At 37.5% G+C, this 25713-nt stretch carries 24 protein-coding genes, 1 riboswitch and 1 other annotated feature; of the genes, 2 read left to right on the forward strand and 22 right to left on the reverse strand.

Annotated elements, in window-relative coordinates:
• Positions 1-66 precede the first annotated feature (66 nt).
• The 5 genes from OZX60_03710 to OZX60_03730 form a co-directional block, all read right to left on the reverse strand.
• Entirely contained in the window at positions 67-1422 is a 1356-nt protein-coding gene (locus tag OZX60_03710; GenBank protein ID WEV44554.1) for an amino acid permease, read from the reverse strand.
• Positions 1423-1618: 196 nt separating this feature from the next.
• Positions 1619-3277 carry an acetolactate synthase AlsS gene (gene alsS, locus OZX60_03715; protein ID WEV44555.1) on the reverse strand — a complete coding sequence of 553 codons (1659 nt, stop codon included), beginning with the start codon at positions 3275-3277 and terminating at the stop codon, positions 1619-1621.
• Between the two features lie 101 nt (positions 3278-3378).
• Positions 3379-4389, reverse strand: a complete 1011-nt coding sequence (locus tag OZX60_03720) for an alpha/beta hydrolase (GenBank protein ID WEV44556.1) — start codon at positions 4387-4389, stop codon at positions 3379-3381.
• A gap of 129 nt (positions 4390-4518) precedes the next feature.
• A complete protein-coding gene (locus OZX60_03725) occupies positions 4519-5775 on the reverse strand; it encodes a hypothetical protein (GenBank protein ID WEV44557.1) in 1257 nt (418 codons plus the stop codon).
• Entirely contained in the window at positions 5775-6971 is a 1197-nt protein-coding gene (locus OZX60_03730) for an AI-2E family transporter (GenBank protein WEV44558.1), read from the reverse strand. The genes OZX60_03725 and OZX60_03730 overlap by 1 nt, the downstream gene beginning before the upstream one ends.
• Before the next feature lie 577 nt (positions 6972-7548).
• Between OZX60_03730 and OZX60_03735 the strand changes: the two genes are divergently transcribed.
• Both OZX60_03735 and OZX60_03740 read left to right on the forward strand, forming a co-directional pair.
• Positions 7549-8565, forward strand: coding sequence for a lactonase family protein (locus OZX60_03735; protein ID WEV44559.1), 1017 nt, complete (start codon positions 7549-7551; stop codon positions 8563-8565).
• A 34-nt stretch (positions 8566-8599) separates the two neighbouring features.
• Complete coding sequence (locus tag OZX60_03740; protein ID WEV44560.1) at positions 8600-8905, forward strand: MazG-like family protein; 306 nt, start codon at positions 8600-8602, stop codon at positions 8903-8905.
• Between the two features lie 30 nt (positions 8906-8935).
• On the opposite strand, the gene OZX60_03745 is transcribed toward OZX60_03740, so the two are convergent.
• The 17 genes from OZX60_03745 to OZX60_03825 form a co-directional block, all read right to left on the reverse strand.
• Complete coding sequence (locus OZX60_03745; protein WEV44561.1) at positions 8936-10342, reverse strand: DUF2130 domain-containing protein; 1407 nt, start codon at positions 10340-10342, stop codon at positions 8936-8938.
• A 33-nt stretch (positions 10343-10375) separates the two neighbouring features.
• Positions 10376-11125 carry a tyrosine-protein phosphatase gene (locus OZX60_03750; protein WEV44562.1) on the reverse strand — a complete coding sequence of 250 codons (750 nt, stop codon included), beginning with the start codon at positions 11123-11125 and terminating at the stop codon, positions 10376-10378.
• Positions 11126-11582: 457 nt separating this feature from the next.
• Entirely contained in the window at positions 11583-11759 is a 177-nt protein-coding gene (locus OZX60_03755) for a hypothetical protein (protein WEV44563.1), read from the reverse strand.
• 305 nt (positions 11760-12064) lie between these two features.
• Positions 12065-12268, reverse strand: a complete 204-nt coding sequence (locus tag OZX60_03760) for an XRE family transcriptional regulator (protein ID WEV44564.1) — start codon at positions 12266-12268, stop codon at positions 12065-12067.
• A 384-nt stretch (positions 12269-12652) separates the two neighbouring features.
• A complete protein-coding gene (locus OZX60_03765) occupies positions 12653-12847 on the reverse strand; it encodes a heavy metal-associated domain-containing protein (GenBank protein ID WEV44565.1) in 195 nt (64 codons plus the stop codon).
• Positions 12848-12876: 29 nt separating this feature from the next.
• A complete protein-coding gene (locus OZX60_03770) occupies positions 12877-15351 on the reverse strand; it encodes a heavy metal translocating P-type ATPase (GenBank protein ID WEV44566.1) in 2475 nt (824 codons plus the stop codon).
• A 191-nt stretch (positions 15352-15542) separates the two neighbouring features.
• On the reverse strand, positions 15543-16835 hold the full coding sequence (locus OZX60_03775) for an ABC transporter substrate-binding protein (protein WEV44567.1): 1293 nt from the start codon (positions 16833-16835) through the stop codon (positions 15543-15545).
• 10 nt (positions 16836-16845) lie between these two features.
• Positions 16846-18147, reverse strand: a complete 1302-nt coding sequence (locus OZX60_03780; GenBank protein WEV44568.1) for an MBL fold metallo-hydrolase — start codon at positions 18145-18147, stop codon at positions 16846-16848.
• Positions 18131-18949, reverse strand: coding sequence for a carbohydrate ABC transporter permease (locus tag OZX60_03785; protein ID WEV44569.1), 819 nt, complete (start codon positions 18947-18949; stop codon positions 18131-18133). The genes OZX60_03780 and OZX60_03785 overlap by 17 nt, the downstream gene beginning before the upstream one ends.
• The gene (locus OZX60_03790) at positions 18950-19828 is read right to left on the reverse strand and encodes a sugar ABC transporter permease (GenBank protein ID WEV44570.1); all 879 of its coding nucleotides are present in this window, start codon (positions 19826-19828) and stop codon (positions 18950-18952) included.
• A complete protein-coding gene (locus OZX60_03795; GenBank protein ID WEV44571.1) occupies positions 19828-20898 on the reverse strand; it encodes an ABC transporter ATP-binding protein in 1071 nt (356 codons plus the stop codon). The genes OZX60_03790 and OZX60_03795 overlap by 1 nt, the downstream gene beginning before the upstream one ends.
• Positions 20899-21143: 245 nt before the next feature.
• Positions 21144-21716 (reverse strand): ECF transporter S component, encoded by a 573-nt coding sequence (locus OZX60_03800; GenBank protein ID WEV44572.1) that lies wholly within the window; start codon positions 21714-21716, stop codon positions 21144-21146.
• Positions 21717-21776: 60 nt separating this feature from the next.
• Positions 21777-21897: riboswitch (FMN riboswitch) on the reverse strand.
• A 127-nt stretch (positions 21898-22024) separates the two neighbouring features.
• On the reverse strand, positions 22025-22384 hold the full coding sequence (rplT, locus tag OZX60_03805) for a 50S ribosomal protein L20 (protein WEV44573.1): 360 nt from the start codon (positions 22382-22384) through the stop codon (positions 22025-22027).
• 54 nt (positions 22385-22438) lie between these two features.
• A complete protein-coding gene (gene rpmI, locus OZX60_03810; protein ID WEV44574.1) occupies positions 22439-22639 on the reverse strand; it encodes a 50S ribosomal protein L35 in 201 nt (66 codons plus the stop codon).
• 18 nt (positions 22640-22657) lie between these two features.
• Positions 22658-23158, reverse strand: coding sequence for a translation initiation factor IF-3 (infC, locus tag OZX60_03815; GenBank protein ID WEV44575.1), 501 nt, complete (start codon positions 23156-23158; stop codon positions 22658-22660).
• Between the two features lie 50 nt (positions 23159-23208).
• Positions 23209-23338 (reverse strand) — a sequence feature (ribosomal protein L20 leader region).
• Positions 23339-23393: 55 nt separating this feature from the next.
• A complete protein-coding gene (locus OZX60_03820; protein WEV44576.1) occupies positions 23394-24314 on the reverse strand; it encodes a hypothetical protein in 921 nt (306 codons plus the stop codon).
• A gap of 133 nt (positions 24315-24447) precedes the next feature.
• Positions 24448-25662, reverse strand: a complete 1215-nt coding sequence (locus tag OZX60_03825; protein WEV44577.1) for an SH3 domain-containing protein — start codon at positions 25660-25662, stop codon at positions 24448-24450.
• Positions 25663-25713: the final 51 nt, after the last annotated feature.

Genomic DNA, 25713 nt, shown 5'->3' on the forward strand with positions numbered 1-25713 from the left:
AGATAATACAGTTTTAACTGTCAAGAAAAACCCACCAGCTATTCGGTGAGTTTTTTCTTGGTTATTTTATTTAATTTTCCGACTCAAGATAATCATCAGACTATACCAGAAAATAGCAAGCAGGGCTGCAAACCTAGTTTCACCCATGCTAAGCAGGATAATAAAAATTCCAGCTAGAAAGGCAAGGGTTAGGTAGTTAGTGTAAGGTGCACCGGGCATCTTAAACTTCTGTGGACCATTTTTAAAATCATCTGACTTGCGGTATTTAAGGTGGGCATAGACCAGGGTCATGTAAATCCCAATAAATCCAGCTGATGCAATTGAGGTAATAACCTCAAAGGCTCCTTCAGGTAGAATAACATTTATAATGGCAGCAGATCCTATTAAGAGGGTTGAAAATAAAATAGCATTCAAGGGTAAATTATTTCTGCTTAGTTTTGCAAAGGGACTTTTTGGATTATTATGGGTAAGGGAATACAGCATACGTCCTGTAGCAAAGATTCCACTATTTAGAGATGACGCTGCAGCTGTTAGAACAACAAAGTTAATAACCCCAGCTGCTACGGTAATTCCAATACCTGCAAAAACCTGAACGAATGGTGATTCATTGGCATTGTAGTTAATCCAAGGTTGAATGGACATGATTGCCAGTAGAGCTCCCACGTAGAAAATCAGGATTCGAATAATAATCGAATTAATGGCCTTAGGAATTACCTGATCAGGATTTTTTGCCTCGGCAGCTGTTGTACCGACAAATTCAATTCCTAAGAAGGCAAAGAAGACCATCTTGAAGGCTAAAAGAAGATTGTTGCCCCCATCTGCTACAAAGCCGTACTTCCAAAGATTAGATAGGCTTGCATAACCAGCAGAAGTCTTTGTATGGGCAAGAACCATGATAACTCCTGTCGCAATCATAGCAATAATAGCTACAACCTTAATCATGGCAAACCAAAACTCAGTTTCACCAAAGGCTCCAACGGCAATAACATTGATTCCCAGAAGAACAATTAAGAAAATAATTTCCCAAATCCAAATAGGAACACTTGGAAACCAATATCTCATATAAATTCCAATGGCCGTAAGTTCTGCCATGGCAATAACAATCCAGCCAATCCAGTAGGTCCAACCAATGACAAATTGAGCTCTTTTACCCAAATATTTTTCAATAAAAGCTATGAAGGTTGGCTGATTAGTGTCCGTTAAAAGTAGCTCCCCAAGTGCCCTCATCATCCAGAACATAAAAAGTCCTGTAATCATATAAATTAAAACAATGGCAGGCCCTGCTGTTTGAATGGAACCACCTGCACCTAGGAATAAACCTGTTCCGATTGTCCCTCCAAGGGCTATCATTTCAACGTGGCGTCCGCTTAGCCCCCTTTCTAAACTAGCCTTCTGCTCCTTGTTATTAGTGTCTCCTAACATTTGATCCTCACTTTCAAAACACTTTCTATAATCGTCAAATAAAATTGACTCTTAGTTTAGTATTATAGACGAAGATGACAAAAATTACAAATTGCTTTCAAATTTTCACTTAATAACTTTCATTTGTTTTCATAAGAATAAACCCTAGAAACTAGGGTTTATTAGGATAGTATTCTTATTTAAAATTGATGGCTTTTTAATAGAATTCGTCGGGAAGAATGGTTTTTCCAAGGTTAATGTTATCAGAGTAGTCAATTGGAATATCAATAACGACAGGGCCTTTTGTTGAATCAATAGAGGCTAAAACCTGATCAAGTTCTGATTTGGAGTTAACCCTAATTCCTTGGGCACCGAAGGCCTCAGCATACTTAACAAAGTCAACTGGACCAAGGTCAACCCCACTAGACCTACCGTATTTCATAACCTCTTGAAACTCAACCATATTGTAGCGACCATCATTCCAGATTAAATGAACAATAGGAAGTTTCAGCCTAACGGCTGTTTCAAGCTCTTGGGCTGAAAATAAGAAGCCGCCATCTCCTGAAATAGAATACACCTTGTGACCGGGACGAACAAGACTTGCTGAAATGGCCCAAGGTAGGGCAACACCCAAGGTCTGCATTCCATTTGAGAAGAGCAAATGACGCGGACTGTAAGAGCGGAACTTGCGGGCCATCCAAATGTAGTGGCTACCTACATCAACTGTAACAGTTTCCTGGTCACTTACATGCTTTTGCAGAACAGAAACCACATCTTGAGGATGGACAATTCCCTCTTTTTCAGTAATCGATAAGTCAGGGAAATTTAAAATCTCTCTGAGATCGGTCAGATAATCCTTAGACTCCTGAGGTAAATTATAACCGTAAATCTTTGGTGCCAATTGATCAAGGGTCCTTGCAATATCTCCTATGAGTTCCCTTTCTGGTTGGAAATAAGTATCAATTTCAGCCAAGGTTGAATCAATGGCGATTACCCGGCTATCAATTTCAGCATTCCAGTTGCGGGCCTCATATTCAATAGGGTCATAGCCCACTGCTATAACTAAATCAGACCTCTTAAGAAGCATGTCTCCTGGCTGATTTCTAAAGAGTCCAACACGACCAAAGAAATTTTCCTCTAACTCCCTTGAAATAATTCCTGCCCCTTGGAAGGTTTCGACTACAGGAAGGGCAACTTTCGAAAGAAGGGCCCTTACTGATCTTGTAACTTCCTCATTTGATGCACCACTTCCCAGTAAGAAAACAGGTAATTTAGCCCCTTTTATTTGCTCACTCAGGTAGTCCACAAATTCTTCTGTAGCTGATCCCAAAAGTGGATCCTTCAAAGCCTTGACCGCATCAACTTGAACCTTGGCATCAACCACATCTTGCGGGATGGATACAAAACTTGCTCCTGCCTTACCAAACTTAGCCTGACGGTAGGCGTTAGCAATTGTTTCTGATAAATTTTCTGGGTCTTGAACCTCTGCCGAATATTTTGTAATCGGCTCAAACAGGGCCGCATTATCCATACTTTGGTGGGTTCTTTTTAAAAGATCTGATCTTTTAACCTGACCTCCAATGGCTAGAACAGGGTCTCCTTCTGCCGTTGCCGTAACAAGACCTGTTGCAAGGTTACTGGCTCCTGGGCCACTTGTGGCAATAACAACACCAGGCTCACCAGTAATACGCCCAATAGCCTGGGCCATAAAGGCTGCATTTTGCTCATGCCTAGCCACAATTAATTGGGGGCCCTTGTCTTCTAAGGTATCAAAAACCTTATCAATCTTAGCACCTGGGATACCAAAAACATACTTCACATGATGATTAATTAGGCTATCAACGACTAAGTCAGCCCCAAATTTTTCTTCTACCATTCTTTCCTCCTGCTTCCTGACATTTTAGTGCCAGTATAGCACTAATAAAAAAATAAAACTAACATTCTAACTTATCATGAAGAGAATATTCAATTTAAGAGTTAATTAACCTGCTCCTTAATAAAGGCTACCATGCTCTCAAAGTTAGCTAAACCGCTTTGATCAAGGACAAATTGATTTTCGTGTTTTTGTAGTGGTCGATAGTCATGAGGATAAAATAACTCCTGAACCTCAACGCCTAATTCCTTTAATTTTTCCGAAAAAGGAAGAGATTGGGCCTTGGTTAGACCATCTCCATTTCCTCCACTGATGAAAGTTTTAGGGAAATCCTTATTTACATATTGGCTGATTGAGGTTTCCTCATAAGAAGAATTACTAACATCCTTACTTCCAAAGTAGGCCCAGGTAGCTGTCTTAAAACCCCATGCGATAATAGGTGAAGTACTTGCTTCTGCCTGAGCTAAATCCTTCATATTGTAGATTCCGCAGTAAAGAACAGTCGCTAGGAGATTTTCCTTGGCTAAATTAGGTTTAATTCCAACTTTACTAGCATAGTCCTCATTGGTAATAATGGTTGCCATTTGAGAAGAAAGCTGGGCACCAGCCGAATCCCCTGCCAAAATAATCTTACTAGTATCAAAATGATAAGTATCAGCTTTATTATTGATAAATCCATAGGCCTCATTTAATTCGTTAAGGGCAGTTGGATATTTCTTTTGCGGAGCCAGGTCATAATTAAGGGCCACAACAGCAAAACCTCTGTCCGCAAGCATTTTAAAATAAGGACTGGTATCACTCTTATCGCCTGAAATCCAGGCACCACCGTGAGTCCAGATGATTACTGGAAGCTTATCTTGAGACTTATTAGGTAGGTAAATATCTAAATAGGTCTTAGAAGTAGGACTTGCAGGCTGGTAATTTATATTTTCCATGACATCTACATCAAAAGACGGAAGCACTTTTTCCATCTCTTCTTTCTTTTTCTTGGCATCGAGATCAAAAACTTGCCTGATAAGAAAGGATCCAGGTTTTGGCGACAAACTAAACCAGGCAAAAAGTCCTATAATAGTCAAAGCAACGACAAACAAAATTTTAAGCAATATCTTTTTCATCCAACCTCCATTTGAAATTCTTTATAATTTTATGATATCATTTTCACAACTTCTTTCCCATTTTAAGCTGATATATTATAAAAAAATTAAAAAAAGAAAAAGCCTCCTAAAGAGACTTTCAAAGACCTTTTAATACTGGTCTTGGTCAAAATCATACAAGACACTTTGCATTCTTTCATCATCTGGTACAAGTTTAAGATATTTTTCAAGCTGATTTTTAAAATCATTTCTCCGTCCCACTCTTTTTAAGACTTCCATATAATCAATTAAAAAGTCAGGATTGTTTGACAGGTACTTGCTTAAATCATCAAAGAGTTCTTCTGCCTGGTCTTCCTCATCAAGCTCTAAGTAAGCCTTGGCAAAGTTCCAAGAACTTAGGAGATGCTCCTCATCTAGTAAATCCTTGAGATTCAAAACAGCCTGATAGTCCTCTTGATCCAAGTAAAGGTTACTTAAAAGAAAGACTGTCTCATCATGCATGTCCGCAAAATCAAGGGCCTGAATCAGATACTTTTCAGCATCATCAAATTCATGAAGCTGATATGAAAGTTTTGATAACAGATGCAGAAGGGGGACATCCTGATTGTTCTTTTTAAGGCCGTCAAGGGCAATACTTTTAGCTTCCTTGTAATCACCCTCCTTGTCCAAAACTTGAGCATAGAGGTAATTATAGCCATGAAAATCAGGGTTTAAAAGATCTAGCTGCTTAAAGTAGGCAATTGATCTTTTATTTTCTCCAAGTTCCATGTTGATATTTGCTAGCTCAAAAAGAACATTATCATCATGGAATAAATCAAGAGATTTTTCAAGATATTCTAGAGCCAATTCAAATTTACCAAGGCTTGCGTAAGCTGTTCCAATCCTCTGATAGATTGAAATTTTAGTTGCCTGGTAGATTTCTTCTACATCAAGTTTTACATAGTTGTTAATGGCTTCCTTGAAGGACCCTTGACTATAAAGAAGCTCAGCCAGGGCAAAATTTACAAGGGGTGTGTCAGAAAGCTCTTGGGCTACCTTAAGTTTTTCAAGGGCTGCCTCGTAAAAGCCCTCCATTTGGTAAAGATCGGCTGTTTCAACCAAGGCTGCTAGATAATTTTCATCATCTTCTGGGATTTCTGCCAAATACTCATAGGCCTTATCAAAATCGCCATCGTCAGCTGCCATACTAGCAAGATTTATGTAAATTCCTGTGTCGCCTGAACTGGCACTTATAAGCTGGTCATAAACCCTGCGGCTTTCCTCTTGAAAGCCCATGTATTCAAGATATTCAGCCAGATCGACAAGAATTTCCTGGTCATCAAATTTCAAGGCCTTTTCTAAAAGTTCTCCGGCCTGATCGAGATCTTGGTTGTGTAAGGCTTCAACCATTTGTTCTGCATAAGACATTAAGACTTGTCCTCCTTAATTTTTATATCATTGCTATCTACTTCAATCGTAAGCTCTAAGGGTTGGCTATAGAGTCCTGAGACCCTGCGGTACCACTTGTAAAAGTAGCTAATGATAACTTTAATTGACGCATAGACAGGAATTCCTAGAAGAACCCCCCAGAGTCCTAGCAATTTTCCTGAAGTTAAGAGGACAATCAAAACAGTTACCGGATGAATCTTAAGTTTATTTCCTAAAACTAGTGGTGATATCAAATGTCCTTCGACAAATTGTTCTAGGGCAAAGCAGACCAGAACCTTTACAATCATAATTGGACCTGTCGCTGCTGCAACCAGAAGGGCTGTTAAAAGGGCGACAAATGATCCCAAATAAGGAATCAGATTTAAAAATCCTGCGACAATCCCTATGGTCATACCGTATTTCAGACCAATAATTGAGAATAAAACACTTAAGGTCACAGCAACAGAGAAGGCAACGATAACTTGTCCCCTTACGTAGTTTGAAAGAGTATTGTTAACATCAGTTAAGATTTCAGCTGTCTGATCTTTGATTTTATCAGGCAAAAACTTGGTAACATAGCCCTTTAAATTCTTACCATCACGTAAAAGATAGAAAAGGATGAAAGGTAAGATAGCAACAGATACAAAGACGCTAGTAGCTGTCGAAACAAAGCCTGTAACTCCTGTAACAGCTGTCCTTGAAATGTCCCTTGATGCTTCAATCAACTTGCTGGCAGTGTTGTTAATAAATTCTTCAATCTGCGGACGGTATTGCTCGAAAAGGGGCTGCTTAATAAGCTCGCTAATCCTCTTTTGGCTGCTGCTAATGTAATTAGGAATATTAACTAGAAAGCTCTGAACATGGTCAATAAGGCTTGGAATTAAGACCGCTAGGGAAAAGATTACCAGGCCAATCAGCAGTAGAAAAAGAAAGATAATTGAGATACTTCTCTTAATTCCTTTTTTCTCCAACCAATCAACAATTGGATTTAGGATATAGTAGAAAATCGCTGCCAAAACGATGGGAAGCAGGACCACTCCTAGAAATTCCAAGATGGGTTCAAAAATAAATCCAAGTTTGCTAATCATAAATAGATTTAGTAGCAGTAAAAGTGAGACTACAAGGGTTGTGGTGACCCGGTTATTAATAAAAAGTTTGTAGAACCAGGAAGTTCTAAAAGACCTGTTTTGATTCATTCATACACCTTCAATTCTTTTGATTTATCTTTAAATTATAACACATTCTAGAGGTAAAGCTAAAATGTCAGAATGTTTTAAACAAAAAAAGACCTAAGGTCTTTATTAGTTGATCTTTATTAATTTTTTTACAAAAAGATCAAAGCGGGGATTAGGTGAAAAAAGGCTGGGTAAGAATAAAAGATTATAAAATAGGCCAAACTTAAAGTCTGTTAAATAGGCAAAAATAAATACTAATAGACAGGTAACCCAAAAGAATATCACCTTAAAAATATCTGCCTTAGCCCTTATTTTAGGCAGGTAAAAAATATTTGCCCACATGAAAAAAATAAAAATATACCAGTAGGGAATAATGTCTGTATACTCCAAAAGACCAATAAAAATTATGAAATTTAACCACAGGTATTTACTTAAAAAACTCATCTACTCCTCCTTGAAAAAATAACCTACGCTTTCAGTCTACTACTTTTTAACAATTTTTCAATTATAAATCAATAAACGATGCTAGCTTTGAAATCATAAATTTCTCAAAAATATGCTATGATAAAGATAAATAAATCACAGAAGGGTTAATTTTATGGAAGAAAAAATTTATTTTGGATGCTACACTCGCCGCGAGGCTAAAGGAATTTACAGGGCAGATCTTGATACTGAAAGTGGAATTTTAAGTAATTTAGAGACTTATATTGAAGAACCAAGTCCAACTTATTTGGCAATTGACCAAAAAAAACATCTTTATAGTGTTGGAGCTGTTGAAAATGAAGGTGGGATTGCAGCCTTTGACAAGGATGCAAGACTTATAAATCACGTGGTAGAAGCTGGAGCTCCGCTTTGCTACCTGTCTGTCGATGAGGAAAGAGACCTAGTCTACGGGGCCAACTATCACAAGGGGCAACTTTTAGCCTACAAACGCTTAGAGGACGGGGCTTTAATCTTAAGAGATAGCGTTGAACATCTAGGTTCTGGTCCCCATGAAAATCAAGCAAGTCCTCACATCCACTTTGCTGATTTGACTCCTGATGGTTATTTAGTAACCTGTGATCTAGGAATTGATCAACTAGTTACTTATGATCCTAAGGATAAATTGACTGAAATCAACCGTTATGCCACAAAAGCTGGAGCAGGTCCTCGTCATTTAGTCTTCAAGAAAAATGATAATATTGCCTACCTGATTTGTGAACTTGATTCAACAATTGAGGTGCTTTCTTATGAGGGAATGGGTGCCTTTAACTTCATTCAAAAAATCAGCCTTCTGCCAGATGACCACCAAGGATTTAACGGGGCAGCAGCAATTAGAATCTCAGCTGATGACCGTTTTGTCTATGCAAGTAATCGTGGTCACGACAGTGTAGTTGCCTTTAAGACACTTGCTGATGGAAGCCTTGAGCACCTGCAAACAATCTCAACCTTTGGTAATACTCCAAGGGATATTAACCTTTCTTCTGACGGTAAAGTTTTGATTGCAGCCAATCAGGATAGCGACAATGTTACTACCTATGCTATCGATGAAAAAACTGGCCTTCTAACTGAAATTCAACATGACTTCAAGGTTCCTGAAGCCGTATGTGTGTACATCGAAGGGCAAAAGGACTAGAATATCCTTAAGCTATAAAAGAAAGAGGTTGACCATGGATTTTGAAAAATACACAGACCAGACAATTGATTTTTACCGGGACAAGGGATGGTATGAATATGATCCCACGGTTAGGATTAACTTTCTTAGGCAAGAGGTCGATGAGCTTGTTGCATCAATAGAAAAGACGGAAAAACTTCTAGGAGAACCCCTCCAAGATGATAAAAAAATTGCCCAGGCCAAGGACCTACTTTCAAGTGATTTAGGAAGTATCTTAGATAATCTGATTATTTTGGCCGACAAGTACGATTTGACTCTTGAAGAAGTTATCAACGAGCAGTACAGTAAGAGAGAAAAATAAGAAAAAGTCGACCAATTGGTCGACTTTTTCTTATTTTAGGGCATCAAACTTTTCCTGCATGGTAGGGTTATTGCGGGTTAATTTTTTAATGGTTAAACCATCAAGTTTGTTTTCAGCCGTACCCAGGTTGTTTCTGGCTTTTCTGAGTTCATCGCGAGCTGTAGTCAGACTTTTAATACTCTTTTCCAGTTCCTTATCAAGCTTTTCTAAGTTTCCATTGAAGTTTTTGGCGGTTATGCCAAAGCTTTTTTTAAATTCACCAAGTTCTTTTTCAAAGTTTGTTACATCCTCATTTTGCTTACGCATTTCAGCAAGTTCCTGGCGGTACTTCATTGAATTTAAGGCTGCATTCCGTAAAAGAGTAATCATAGGGATGAAGAACTGGGGTCTGATGACATACATTTTTTCATACTTGTAGGAAACATCAACAATCCCCGTATTATAAAGTTCATCATCAGCCTCTAAAAGGCTGACCAAGACAGCATATTCACAATTTTTCTGCCTGCGGTCCTTATCAAGCTCCTTAAAGAAGTGTTCATTTTTCTTTTTACTGGCTGTCTGATCACTTTCATTTTTCATCTCGAACATGATAGAGATTACTTCCTGACCGTAATCGTCGACCTCCCGGTAGATATAGTCGCCCTTGCTACCACTTCTAGCATCGTTATCTTTTTCAAAATAAGCATTTCTAAAGGCTGTCATCCTAAGTTTATTAAACTCAAGCTCACAGTGCTGCTCCAGACTTTCTCCGACCATTTTAGTCGATTGCTTGGCCTTAAGGTCCTTGTAAAAATCAATCTCTGTATCCTTCTGCTTGAGTTCACGTTCGTGTTCCCGCATAAGATTATTTTTTTCCAGCTGAAACTTATTTTCTTGAAGTTGAAGTTCTGTAGTAAGACTTGTAAGTTTTTTGTCCTGCTCAATTTCCACTTCCTTAATCATAGAATTTTTTTCAGCTTCGGCCTGTTTAATCTGATAACTTAGATTTAAAATCTCCTGGTCCTTAGAAGTCAATTCTTCTTTCAGCTCACTTTTAGCCCGTTCAACAGCAAGCTCTAAATTTGTTTTTTCCTGGTCCATCAGGATTTTTAAGGCCTCGATTTCGGCTCTTTTGTCAGCTAAATCCTTTTCTAGCTGACTCTTAAGCTGGCCTTCTTTTTTCTCTTGATTTTGTTTTTCTTCAAAATGCTTGTGTTCTATTTTTTGAATCTCTTCAAATTTTTCCTGTCGAATTTTTGAAATTTCATCTTCAAATTCTGCCCTTAACTCTGCCTCTTCAAGTTTTTTGTCTTTCAAGAAGCCTTCCTTCTGATTTTTTAACTTCTCTTCGACTTCACGCTTAAACTCCTTAGTGTGAACCTGCTTTAAAATATCAGCATAGCTGTTTTCATCAATTGTAAATTGTTCACCGCAATGGGGGCAGACTATTTTTTCCATTCTTATTTCCTTAATTTAATTTTATTATAGAAATTATAGAAGGTACATATCCTTGAAGGTCGATTGATAATTAGCAGGTAATTCAAGTCCTTCTAAGAGATAATTTTCAAAACTTCCATAATTTTCATCAATCGTTTTGACGGCATGATTTAGGTATTCTTCTTTAACAGTTAAGGCTGATTCTAAGGCTGCAACTTCTTCATCAGTTATTTGATCCCTGTACTGATTAATGATGAGGTCATTTGCTTCCTTCCTGGCTTTATTGGTCTCCAAGTAGTCCTCAAGGATATCCTCTTCTGACACACCTGCAATTTTTAAAATCAAATAAGCTCCCCAACCAGTCCTATCTTTTCCTGCAAAACAGTGAAAAATTCGACTTTCTTTTTTATCAATCAAATCTAATAAAAATTCACGGTAAGAGCTTCTTGCTGACTGGCTTAACACAATCTCCTCATAGGTTCTAAGCATGGCCTCATCGATATCACCAAGTTCTGTAAACATATCTTCAAGTGAAAATGCACCCCCTTGGTTCAAATCAGCAAGGACATCTAGGTGATTATAAACGATGTCTGATAGGTCCGTATCAGGATCTTCATTTACTTCTTCAATACTTCTAAAGTCATAAATTCTGTCAAGCTTGCAGGTATCTTTTAGAAAGTTCTCCTGTTCTTCATTTAGATCAACCAGCTGACCACTTCTGAAAAAAATACCCTCTTCCAAGCGTCCACCTTGACCTTCATAGCCCCCAATATCCCTAAAATTTGTAATCATAGCCTCTCTCATTTCAACTTTCCTTTCATAAGTAAATTCATTCTTAATATTAGGGTAAACTAGTTTTTTTGTCAATTATCTAAAGTGGGTAGAAACTTAGCTTTTTCTATAGATCTATTTTATAGCAAAAGCCACGACTTTCTCGTGGCTAAGCAGTGTTTTTATTTATTTCTAAAAATCCTAATTATGATTAAGGCAGCAATTATCACCAACCCTATCAAAAAATCGATTTTTTCTTTTCTGGTTGTCTTTCTTATTATAAAAGTAGATTCAACTTTTCCGATTCTCTTTTTAAATTTTTTTACCATTGTATTTTTTTATAGTCTAGTGTATAATTATATAAAATGTAGAGGGGGATTAACCCCTGCTACTAAAATTTTATTTTCCATTCAAACGAGATGATGAAAAGTTGCACCTTTATCGTAATCTTATGTTTGAATGGTTTTTTATTTACTTCTAAAGAGTCTTACTAATCTTTTTCTTCAGCAAGTTTTTCTTCTATGATATTTTTAAGCTCCAATAAATCTTCTTTGGTAGCTTTGTTCCTGATAAACCCACGCGCCCTTGAGCGCTCATTTAAATAGCGAGTTCGCTCCTTGTTTTTTTCCTGCCAACGTTTATTGGCTTCGGTCTGTGATGTTGCCATTATTTAAAGTACCTCCAACAATATAATTAGGATAATAATGAGCAATGACCATCCTATAAGGCCTTCTATCTTCTGCCTTCTGGTAGTTTTATTAATCTCGACTGTCCATTTTTTACCTATTTGCTTTTTCATCTTTTCATGACACAATAAAATCAAAGGTTGGAGGGGGTGAGCCTCCAGCCACCAAGTTATTTTCTTGGATATTTTAACTTTACTTGAAGAATGATGAGATTGATTTTAATGTCTATTTCGCATTTTTCAAGTATTTTTTATTGCCTTATCCTTTCATATTTAAAATTAATTTTTCATAAATTTTCTTTCAATGTTCTTGCGTAATCAGTTAATTTGATGGCATTATCAAAAGACATCTTTCTTAATTCTGTTTTCCCAGTATTCCAACGGCTAATGGTTGTATCTCTAATCCCAGTAACTTTACTTATCTTATATGCTGTTTGAGTTTCTAACACCCACCTTACTAATTCCAAATTTGCATTTATATTTTTTTCCATTTCTCTCACCTCCTGAAAAACCAAATATATAAATTAAGTATTGTAAATATAACTACGCCAACCCAAGTTGCAATTTTAATTTTTCTATTCATTGACTTTTTTATAACAATATGCTATTTTTTTACTTAAAACAGTGGAGAAGCTTTCGCTTCCCTCACTTATTTTTTGAATAAGTTTGCGATTCCTAAGATAGTGTTGATAATCAGTGCAATGATTGCTATCTTATCGGAAGTTGCAAGCTTTTCTTTAGGCTTTGTTCGCCTACTTCGCATATCGTCCCTTTCCTAACTATGTATATTCATCATACTGTATTATCATATCCATATAAATACTTTTTTTCAAAAAAACATAAAAAAACACCCTCAAACTTGAGGGTGTTTTCTTTTAGATAAGGGAATAGTTTGTTCCTACAAGAGCTTGAGCTAAATCTTGTGGGGATACTTGTCCTGTTACTTGGACCGTTTTATCATCCAGATTGATTTTAAGGTCTTCTACACCTGCAACTTTTAGGAAATTTTCCTTAACTGTCTTGGCACAACCTTCACATTTCATACCTGAGATTTCATATGTTTTAATCATTTATCCTTCTCCTACTATATCTTTCCTTCTTATGGTTTGAACCTTTTTAGACGCAAGGCATTGAGTAAGACTGAAACTGAGCTAAAGCTCATAGCAGCTCCTGCAAGCATTGGATTTAAGAGAGGACCTCCAAACAAGTGAAGAAGCCCCATAGCTACTGGAATTCCCAAAATATTGTAGCCAAAGGCCCAAATTAGGTTTTCCTTGATGTTTTTAATGGTAGCACGACTCAACTCAATAGCGATTGGAACTTCAAGTAAGTCACTTCTCATCAAAACAATGTCAGCTGATTCAATGGCCACGTCAGTCCCTGAACCTATAGCCATACCGATATCTGCTTGGGCAAGAGCTGGAGCGTCATTAATTCCGTCCCCAACCATGGCAACTGTATAACCTTGGGCTTGAAGTTTTTTAACCTCATTAACCTTACCTTCAGGTAGAACACCACTTATAACCTGATCGATTCCAACCTGACTAGCTATTGCTTGGGCAGTCTTGGCATTATCACCAGTTACCATAGCAACCTTAATTCCCATCTTATGAAGCCTTGCGACAGCTTCCTTGCTATCCTTTTTAAGGGCATCAGCTACAGCTATTATACCAATTAATTTTCCATTATAGGCAATAAAAATTGGAGTTTTAGCTTGCTTAGATAAGGCTTCTGCATCATTTAAGGCCTGTGCATCAACTGCAATCTTATTATCAGTCATTAGATTAGGATTTCCAATGAATATTTCTTGGCCATCAATTTGACCCTTGATTCCATGACCTGTGATTGATTCAAAATTTGTAAGGTCTGAAAACTCGACCTTTTGAGCCTTGGCTCTATCAGTGATAGCTTGAGCCAAAGGATGCTCTGATGATTTTTCAGCAGATCCAGCAAGGCGCAAGAGGTCATCTTGGCTTGTTCCGCCGTAAACCAAGAGATCTGTAACTTGAGGTTTACCTTCGGTAATTGTTCCAGTTTTATCAAGCATGACAGCTGTAATTTTACCAGCACCTTCAAGAGCTGGACCACTCTTAATTAAGATACCATTTTCAGCTCCCTTACCGGTTCCTACCATGATAGACGTTGGTGTCGCAAGTCCTAGAGCACAAGGACAGGCAATTACAAGAACTGAAATTGTAATGGTTAGGGCAAAAATCCATGATTCATGACCTAAGAAGTACCACATAAGTCCTGAAACAAGTGCTAGGACCATTACAATGGGAACAAAAATCCCAGACACCTTGTCCGCAAGTTTAGCAATTGGTGCCTTAGAAGCTTGTGCATCTTCAACTAACTTAATGATTTGGGCAAGAGCTGTGTCCTGACCAACTTTTTCAACCTTAAAATCGAAGCTTCCATTTTTGTTAATACTTGCCCCGACTACTTGGCTTCCTACCTTCTTCTCAACCGGTGTACTTTCCCCAGTTATCATTGATTCATCAACATAAGAAGATCCCTTGGTAACCACACCATCGACCGGAATTTTTTCTCCTGGATGAACCAAAACCAAATCCCCAACTTGCACTTGGCTTACAGGTATTTGAACTTCTTGATTATTTCTAATAACCGTTGCTTTTTTAGGGGCCAAATTAACGAGCTTACTGATAGCTTCAGAGGTTTTACCCGTTGATACGGCCTCAAAGTATTTACCTAGGGTAATCAGGGTTAGAACTACAGCTGCAGATTCATAGTAAAGACTCATGGTAAATTCACTGCTACCCATGAAGGTTTCTACACTACCATAGAAACTATACAAGAAGGCAGCACTTGTCCCGAAGACAACAAGGGAGTCCATATTAGGATGACCCCTGAAAAGAGACTTCATCCCACCTACAAGCATAGGGCGACCAAAGAACATAACCGGCAGGGTTAAAAGAAATTGGATGGCCACAAATCCCTTGGGATGAGTCATAGGATCAATGAAGTCTGGAAGAGGTAAACCAATCATATGACCCATTGATACATATAAGAGAGGGACGGTAAAGACTGCTGAATAAACAAACCTCTTCCAAAGATTTTTCATTCTTTCGTCCTTATTATTACCAAGACCCATGTCTCCCATGTCGTCCATATCCATACCTGCCATGTCCATATCATCCATGTTCATGCCAGACATATTAGAATGATCCATTTTCGTACCGGACATATTCATGTCCTTATGATTCATAGACCCTTGAGACATATCCATTGATTTATGGTCCATCTTCATGTTAGCCATGTCCATATCCTTGTGGTCCATTTTCATAGATTCCTGTCCCTGAGACATGTCCATAGCTTTCATAGAAGAACTTGCTGTTTTAGGCTTTTGGCTGGTAGCCTTATATCCTGCCTTATCAACAGCCTTTATAATATCATCATCATTTACAAGGTCTGGATCAAAGTCAACTGTCAATCGTTCAGTGATTAGATTAACACCTGCACTGTCAACTCCCTTTAATTTACCGACGACTTTTTCAATTGTTTGGGCGCATGAGGCACATGACATACCTTCTAAATTAAAAACTTCCTTAGTCAAAATAACACCTCCATCTTACTTGGAAAAGTTCAACATAATAGTTTACACATGTAAACTTTATCATATATGCATGATATACCAATAAACCCAGTAAGTCAAATGATTCGAATGTAAAATAAAATTTATTAAAATTTTGATATTAAATTAAAATCCAACAAAAAAACAAGGCCAAGGCCTTGTTTTATTTTATCTTATTGGTTCCAAACATCATCTAGTTGTTTTGCACCATCTTTATACATTTTTTCACGGTCTCCCTTAGGATTTGTAAGAATGTTTTCGATGATTGAACGAACTTCTGTGTTTAGGGCTGCGTTAGCATTTGTTGTAACTGGGAATGAGATTAGGTGTTCAGTATCTTTTTCTAGGATAGCTGGAACCTTAGTGTTTTCAGATTCTTGGTATTCTTTGCTCTTGATTACAGAGTCAAGGATAGGCATGTAACCTGTTTTTTGTGCCCAGTAAAGTTGAACTTCTGGAGATGAAAGGTATTTCATGAATTCAAAGGCAGCTGTTTTTTGCTCGTCGCTAGCACTTGAGAACATGTAAACATCTGTACCTTGTTGAAGGTTGTATTTAGCAGGACGTACAGCTACACCGTATTTGAATCCAGCACTTGCTGCGTCTTTTGCTACATAAGTTTCACCAGCAATACTTCCAACGAACATTGCAACTTTTTGGCTAGCAAATGGAACTGACATGTATTTATCAGAACCTGGTGTACGGAAGTATCCTTCTTGAACACCGTCTGCATAGTAGTCTACAACTTTTTGAGATTCTTTGCTGTCGAATTTAGTATCTTTAGTTACGTCAATTCCTTCATTCTTCATACCAAGTAGGTAGTAGTTAGATAGTGAATCGAATCCAGCACCAACAACTTTTCCACCAGATTTTTCGTAGATTGTTTTAGATGCTTCTTTAAGTTCTTCCATAGTTGTTGGAACTTTTACACCGTATTCATTTAGAAGGTCTTCATTGTAGAAAAGAGCTTCTGTTGACTTGTTGAAAGGAATACCGTATTGGACATCATTGATTTTTGCCCCATCAAGTAGGCTATCTTTGATTTTTTCTTGTTTACCCCAACCAATTGTTTCATTTTCAATATAAGGAGTTAGGTCAACTAGTTTTTCGTTTTCAGAAGCGTCATATAACCAACCTGGGTAGGCCTGTGAAATTGTTGGAAGATCTTTTGGCGACTGTAGGGTTGAGTTGATTTTTGCTTGAAGGTCTGGGTAAGATTGTTGGTTTTGTAGAGTAACCTTGATCTTTGGATTAGCTTTTTCAAAATCTTCAGTGATTTTTGTAAGAGCTTTTTCCTGTTCACCATTCATTGCGTGCCAGAAAGTGATTGTTGTGTCGTCTTTGATTTCAGTAACGATACTTGCATCACTTTTGCTGGCCTTAGAATCACTTTTCCCTCCACAGGCTGCTAAGCTTGTGATACTTGCTGCTGTAAGCGCAAGAGTTGCCAATTTTTTGAGTTTCATTCTACTCTCCTTATAAGATAATTTTTTGCCCACGTTGGGGTAATATTCTTTCACCGTACGGATTTTCCAGATTTTCTGGTTTCAGCGTATGGATTGGAACCAATAGTTTAGGTTGAATCATAGAAATAATTTTATCTAAATCGCGTGGTCTAGCATGCCCTGAGCAGGCCAAACGTACGAATTCGATCTTTTTACTAGCTAGAAGATCTAAAAACTTAGCATAGGCTGGATCAAAATCCCCCAAGGGTTCAGCATCACTATGGATGTAAAGGGATCCGTCCTGTAAGTTTTCATGATGGTCAACTACCTGCCAGAGGTAGTCACCCTTATCTTCCAGTAACATATAATAAGCAACTTCTAGACTTTCATCTAAAATTGAAAGTTTCTTACCTTCACTTTTAGTAAAGGAATAATAATAAGGTACATTTAATCCAAAGATATCTAAAAGTAAGGCTGCCATTTGGGCTTCAAGAACTACTGTTCTAGGTGATCTTTCAATGATTTTTTCAAAGCGCTTAAGATTGGCTGGATACCCATTAAAGGTAATCTGACGATTTGGATTTTCAAGCTCTAGTTCTACTAAAGTTTCAATTAAATCATCTTCAGTAAAGGTTTTAATATCAAGCTCACGGGCATTATCCGCAAAGCTAATGCTTACACCTTCCATCATAAGCAGGTCACAGCCTTTGGCCTCAGCACAAAAATCAATGGTGTCCTGGGCATCATGACCATGAAGACGTAAGTCTCCAGTATAGACGATAAATTTGTCAGGTGTGCGAATAAGAAAGGCACTTGCCCCGTACGCATCGTGGTCAACTGGAAGCATTTCAACAGTGATTTGACCAATTTGTACCTTTTCACCCTTAACAACCTTGGTAACAGGTCTTACAAAATTCTTTTCCTCAAAAGGTGAAGGAATTAAGAAGCTGCCCTTGCGGTTTAAAGAGTTCAAAAGTTTTTCTGTTTCCTCATAAGCATAAAGGGGAATATTTGGATCCAAATAGTTAATCATTTTTGAGTGATCCAAATGAACATGGGACATGAAGACTGCTGTGTCTTCAAAATCATCTGCTACCACTGGTAAATTTTCTGACAGTCTTGAATCATAGACATTTGATAGCTCTGGGATTAATCTGTTTTCAAGCAGGGTATCAAGTTTTTCATCTTGTAAGTCTAACTCTGGACGAAACTCTGTTCCAAAGTCAAAGAAGATTCTTGATTGATTGTAAGAAACTTCGATTACTGTCCCACCGATAGTCATTATTCCGCTATGAAAGCGGACGATTGTTTTGTTTTTATCCTTTAATTCCATTTTTTGTTACTCCTCTAATAATTTCTTTCCTAAAGATAAAGTAGATAATCAAAATTGGAATGACTGTTAGGGTGGCAGCCGCCATTTGAAGGTGAACATCATTTCCACTTTCGCTTGTAAAGGCTGATAACCCATTATTTAGTAAGCGGTAGGTCTTATCATTGGTCACAAGAAGTGGCCATAGGAAGGAATTCCAACTTGAAATGAAGGTCAAGATTCCAACTGTTACTAAAGCTGGCTTAATCATAGGAATTAAAATGCGCCAGATGTACTCAAGATCACTTGCTCCGTCAATTTTTGCTGCCTTATAAAAGGTTATTGGAATGGCTTTTAAGTATCCGTTCAGGTAGTAGATGTAGAATATACTAGTAAGGAAGGGAATGATTAAAGCTGTGTAGGTATTCAGTAGACCCAGGCGAGCAATTGTGTTGTAGTTGGTAAAAATAATTGATTCATAAGGTACCATTAGAAGGGCTACCATGATAAATAAGACAATTTTTTTACCCTTGAACTGAAGACTTGTTAAAGCAAATGATGCTAGAACTGAGGTTACAAGAGTGGCAACTGTTATGGCTAAAGATACAAAGACTGTATTAAAGAAATAACGAATGAAAGGTGCCTTTTCAAAAACCTGAGCATAGTTGGTAAACTGGAAGGTTTTTGGAATAAAGGTAGGTGGCATACTTGTTGCTTCACTATAGGTCATAAGACCTGCTAGAATCATATAAATGAAGGGGAACAAGGTCATAAGAGCCAGAGCTATAATAAAGGTATAAGATAGGATGGTTGATACTTTCTTCATCTATTTATTCACCTTTTCTAATAGTTTATTTTGGATAAAGGTTACAAGCAGGATAATTCCAAATAGGATAACTGTTGCAGCCATGGCAATACCAGGACGTCCTACCACATGGAATTTATCATAGATGTAGTAAACGGCGGTTGTGGCACTATTGGCAACACCGGCTTGACCATTAAAGAGGGCGTAAACCTGAGTATAAACCTTAAATGATCCAATTAAGTTAACTGTAATTAAGAAGGCAATGGTTGGAATAAGTTGCGGGAAGGTAATTCTTCTGAAAATCTCCCAGTCAGTTGCCCCAAACATTTTAGCAATTTTATAATGCTCTTCATCAATATTTCTAAAGCCTGATAAAAGGATAATGATATTGAAGGCTAGACTCCCCCAAATCCCGAAAATTATCAGGGTTGGAATACTCATTCCGGTACTGTTAAGCCAGTTGATTGGTTTAACACCGAAAAAGCCAAGAAAGTAATTGATAATCCCGTAGTTTTCATTGAAAAAGTATCTGAAGACAATTCCTACTGCGATTGTTGATGTTACATAAGGCATGAAGAAGATTGTTTCAAAGAGACTCTTATTCTTAACCTTTTCAAAAATTATCCAAGCGATAATAATAGAGAGGATAAGGGCTATTGGTACCACAGAAAAAGCATAAATGGCCGTGTTTTTTAAGGCCTTATGAAAAACTGGATCCTGGATGACCTTCTTGTAGTTTGCAAGTCCTGCATAACTATGATTTAAAAGATTTCCCTTTTGAAAACTCAGCATGAAAGACTTATAGAGCGAATAAATATTAAAAATAAAGATTACAGCCAAAGATGGTAGTAAGAACAACCACGCCTTGAGCTGATTTTCTGGCTTATATTTTTTAAACATTAATAAACCCTTTCACCATCTTCTTTAAAAATAAAGGCCTTATTGTAAGCAAAGTCAAAAGCTAGATTTTGTCCTACTTCGATTGCTTGTTCTATACTTACAATTGATTTAAGACGATCATTATTCAGGTAGAAATTAAGAATGCGCTCACGTCCGATTAACTCAACCTGAGTTATTTCAGCATTGAAAATTCCATTTTCAACTGGCAGAATATCCTCTGGACGGATACCTAAAACATATTTTCCGTCAGTAAGTTGAGCCTTGAATCTTGAATCTTCAAAATTTGCTAGAGGAACTGAGTAACCATCAAAATTAAGGAAGCCGTCCTTTAATTCAACATCAAAGGTATTAATTATTGGGTTACCAATGAATTTAGCTACAAAAAGATTGTTGGGCTCCAAGTAAAGATTCTGCGGATCATCATTTTGTTGGACGATCCCTTGATCTAAAAGAATAATCTTATCACTGATTGAAAGAGCTTCTTCCTGGTCATGGGTTACAAAGATTGTTGTAATCCCTACTTCTTTAACCAAGCGGCGAATTTCCTCACGGATTTTCAAGCGAAGTCTTGCATCTAGGTTACTTAGGGGTTCATCAAGCAAGAGAACCTCTGGTCTTTGAACTAGAGCACGAGTGATTGCTACCCGCTGCTGCTGTCCACCTGATAAAGTACCCGGCTTTTTATCTGCAAGCTCTTCAATATTGGTAAGAGCCATGTACTCTTCAGCAATGGCACGAGCTTCAGCCTTATCTTTTTTCTTAGCTCCAACAGTTAGTGGGAACATGATATTTTCAAGAACGGTCATGTGGGGGTAAAGGGCATAGTTCTGGAAGACAAAACCAATATTCCTATCCTTAGGTTCAACTTCTACAACAGATCTGTCATCAAACTTAATATCCCCATTACTTGGACTTAAGAGACCAGCTATAATATTAAGAATGGTTGATTTACCACAACCACTTGGGCCTAATAGACAAACCAAATCCCCAGTCTCAATCTTAAAATTAATCGACTTTAGGGCTTCAAATCCATTATCGAATGTCTTATTGATATCGATAACTTCTAGCATACAACTTCCTCCGCTCTTTTTGGTACATATTCTTAACAATAAGTACACATTTCTAATAAAATATAAGTGTTTATAGGATAATTATATCACTATCCTTTTCAAGATTCAGTCCTTTTTCCTAAAAAAACACAAAAAAACTTTAAAAAAAATACTAATGTTAAGTAAATTTATAATTTAAAGTAAAATATATGTAAATACGTGACAAAAATAAAAACTAGAATCCACAAAGATTCTAGTTTTTGTTTTTATCTGGGACTTTTCTCCATTACTGGAAGTCGCTTAGCAACACCCAAAATAAGAGCTAGACTCCCTGTATATACAAGACCTTGAACAAGGTTAAAAGGCGTAACCATTGCAAGTAGGTATTTACCTACACCGATAATTTGTTTGATATCAAAACCTGCAAATTTGGCATATAAAGGAATTGCGTAAAAATAGTTCATAAGAACCATGGCAATAGTCATAGCAATACTTGCACAGACTCCTCCCACAACAAATTTACGACCGCCATAAGATTTTCCAGCGATAAGGGCAAAAACAGTCACAAAAAGACCTACTGCCAACATATTCATTGGTAATCCAACCATTGTATTCACACCTTGGTTATTTATAAGAAGCTTTAATAAAGATCTTATAAGAAGGATTACATAGGCTGTCTTTAAATCAAATATAAAGTAGCCAATCATAATGGGAATAACTGAAAATTCGATTTTCAAAAAATCAGCTCCCGGTATAATTGGAAACTGCGGGAAAATCATAAGAACTGTGGCAACAGCACTTAGGATGGCGATATACGCCAGACGTTTGGTATCTTTCATGGGTTCCTCCTAAATTTTATTTAGAAGACTTGCAAAAAAATAAAACAATATTAAATTTTTCCTTGTCTCCTCTTCATCCTGACTTTAACAGTTGGTACTGGAATTTTACCAGTTCGGCCGAAAATTTCGGTTCATGGACTTTACCACCAGTGGGGAAACGACCCCCGCCCTGAAGACATGTCTAAACATTTAGACAAGTAGTATTTTAACACAAAGGAGAACAATAGCAAAATATTTACTATTCAAGCTACAAATAAGACACAAAAAAACCTGCCCCAAGAGACAGATTTTCCAAATCTAAAAGATTCTTATGCTGCAAGAGCTTTTTTAGCTGCTTCTGCAAGAGCTGTGAAAGCTGCTGCATCGTTAACTGCTAGGTCAGCTAGCATTTTACGGTTAACTTCGATTTCTGCAAGTTTAAGACCGTGCATCATCTTAGAGTAGCTAAGACCGTTCATGCGTGCCGCTGCGTTGATACGTGCAATCCAAAGTTTACGGAAATCACGTTTCTTTTGACGACGATCGCGGTATGCATAGTTGTATGAGTTCATTACTTGCTCTTTAGCAGTACGGAACAGTGTGTGTTTTGATCCATAGTAACCTTTTGCAAGTTTTAGAGTACGTTTACGACGTTTGCGGCTTACAACGCCACCTTTAACACGTGCCATTTATATATATCCTCCGAGTATTTCTTTAATTAGTTTCTTACAAATGAATTCTGATTAACGCATTTGTGTAAGCATTGCTTTGATACGTTTGAAGTCACCAGAACTTACCATTGATGGTTTACGAAGGTGACGACGTTGTTTTTTAGTTTTTCCGTGGAAACGGTGAGAAGTGTAGGCACTGTAACGTTTAAGTCCTCCACTACCAGTACGTTTAAAACGTTTTGCGCTTCCGCGGTGAGTTTTTTGTTTTGGCATTTTTATGATTCCTCCGAATTATTTTTTGTCTGCTGATGGAGCTAATTGCATAAACATTGAGCGTCCATCCATTTTTGCACGTTGCTCAACGACTGCAATTTCTTTAGTCGCTTCAGCAAAGTCATCAAGAACTTTCTGTCCAACTTCTTTGTGGGTAATCATACGACCCTTGAAGCGGATTGAAACCTTAACCTTATTTCCTTTTGCAAGGAATTTTTCAGCTTGACGTAATTTAGTATCAAAGTCATTTTTGTCAATTACAGGACTTAAACGAACTTCTTTTACAGTAACTACTGTTTGATTTTTCTTCTGTTCTTTTAATTTTTTCTTTTGCTCAAATTTGAACTTACTGAAGTCCATGATTTTCGCTACAGGCGGTTTAGCTTGTGGTGAAATTAATACCAAGTCCAAATCTAAATCTCCAGCTTGACGCAAGGCGTCTGAAGTTTGAACAATACCAAGTTGTTCACCATCTGCACTAATTAAACGAACTTCGCGAGCACGAATCTGTCCGTTCATAAACAAATCTTTTGCTATGATATCTCTCCTTACCAATTAAATATTTAGTTTCAAGCAAGAAAAAGCGAGCCTTCGATTGAAAGCTCGCTTTTATTCTTTACCTAATGGGTAAAGATAATCCTGATCTCAGCCCAGCATTATCCACACTTAGGCGAGAAGCATACGCTTCTGCTTTCAACTTTTTAAGTATATCAAATTATAGCTATTTGTCAACAATTTTTTCAAATTAAATTGATTACAAGTGAATATTTTCAAGCTCCATATTTAAAATGGTCTTTTGCAGGCTAACATTTTGAAAGAAAATATTTACTGATGCTGGAATCAATGGATCCTCATCATAATTGCAGGTCACCATATAACAAAAGACATGCTGCCCTTTTGATTTTTCAATATACTCACTGGTATAAGCCTCAACATCAGCCAGAGAATACTTTAAACTTCCATCAAAAATAGGACTTAAGGTCGGCTGATTAACCAAAATCTTCCGCTCCCTGTTATTTAACTTGATTCTTTCCGCCCTATTATAAATGGAATTATAATCTCTCCTGTCATGGCTGGTAATGGTATCAAGACTAAGAAGATCCCCGTGATTAAGGTAAGAACTTCCTGTAATTAGTAAAAAGGGCATCTCAAAGCCTTCACTTTGACTAAAAATAAAGGGTAATAAATGGGTCCTGTGATAAGGATAAACCCTTCCGGCCCGGCTGTTATTAATCCTTTTCCATCCTGGTGGGTCAGGAAGTCTTACCAGCTCTCTTTGAGTCAAGTGACTGGATAACTTCCTCCGAGTAAGGTAGATGAGCGCTCCTTGAGCACCTTTTTGATCAACAATGTACGGACAGTCAAGAACATAATTATACCGGTCATAAAATTGATGGATAAGATCCATTTGCGATTTCAAGGAGATATAAGGCTTCTTAGAATCACGACCCTTACTGAAAAAAATTTTAGTTCTTAGATATTGATAAACTTCTAGGCCAACTGTTCGACCTAGGAAAGTCAAAAGCCAAATCAAAAAAGTGAAACTAAAATAAACCACTATAAAAATAGAAAAAATATCGACTAGTGCATATTCTTCTGGCAAATTATTATTCAAAATATCTGCCAAAGGAAAAAACAGGGCAATTAATAATGAGAATAAGATTTTAAACTTCATAGTATCCCATCTCCTTTTAGAATTTTCTTTACCAGGCTAATAGCTAATAAAATTAATAAGCCGGTAAAGAACCCTTAAGTAGACTACACTAGAAGGTCTTATAAGTCAATTCAAATGAAAATATTTTCAGAAACTACTTTTTGATTAACTGGGCTTGAAAATTATAAATGGGTCTTGTCTGTCCTGTCGTCCCAGACATGGATCCATTTTTCACCCAGTCCTGCCAACCCAAGTCCTTAACGTAGGTTCGGTAAATAATATCATAATTTTTAGCCAGATCTCCAGTAAGTCTAATTTCAATAGCTTCTATGGCTTTAGATTGCCCGGTGGTTCCAGCCATCTGACCATCTCTTACAAAATCCTGCCAACCAACATAAGCTACATGGGCCCTATACTCAATTGAACCTGACAGCCCCAAATTTTGAATGCTAAGAGCCAGGGCTTCCATATTGTTACAATCATCTGTACCAGAAGTTTGGCCTTCTCTAACCCAGTCCTTCCATCCGATATTTGCTATATGGGATACATAATTTAGCCCATTAGCTGGATGAGAATTTACAGGTACACTAGACAGCCTAACGACTGCGACATACCTTCTTTTCCCACTTCCTCCAATATAGGACAACCATAGGTAGCCGTCTTGCCTAATTATTTGGTCATAAATGACCGTATCTCCAGGATTATAGGTAGCAAGTGCTGGACTAGTGATCCTTGCTTCTGCCCTAACGGCAGAACTTGTTGTAAAACGGTAAACTCCACTTGGAGGAAGACTAGTTGAAGCATCTGGATTAGCACTTGAGGGTGAAGAATTACTTGAAGTCCCTAGGTCTTTAAAGTGAATAAACCCTGAAACATCTTGTTTATTAATCCACCTCGTTCGGTAGTTTCCTGTATAGCCGTAATTATACTCTTCTATTAGAACCCTACTCCCACTAACTTCTGCCACCCAGGCCACATGCATGGATGACCACCAAGCAACTGACCCTACAGCTGGATTACTATCAACCCTGTATCCCTGACTGCGGGCTGTATTTCCCCAAGTATTAGCATTCCCGTAACCTCTTGGAAGTTTAAAGTTATTAACCTTATCTAGGCGGTGGGCAATAAATGATGTACACTGACGCACGTACATTCCGTAAGCATCAGCAACCAATGAACCCACAGGATAAGACTTCCAGTGGGCAGGATAATCATCACCCACAGGGGCTGCTTGAACCGTTTTTCCTTCTAGACCAGAAAACCCTGTCAAGATACAACCTGCTAAAACAATCGAACTTTTGATCTTAAATTTTTTCTTTAATAGAACCAAATAGTTTCCTCCATTTAATTTTTTTATTGTCCCTTTCATCAAGAAACAATTCCCTAACCTATACGAAAATTAAAATAAAAGATAACAAAA

The organism is Streptococcaceae bacterium ESL0687, from assembly GCA_029392475.1.
Classification (GTDB): Bacteria; Bacillota; Bacilli; order Lactobacillales; family Streptococcaceae; genus Floricoccus.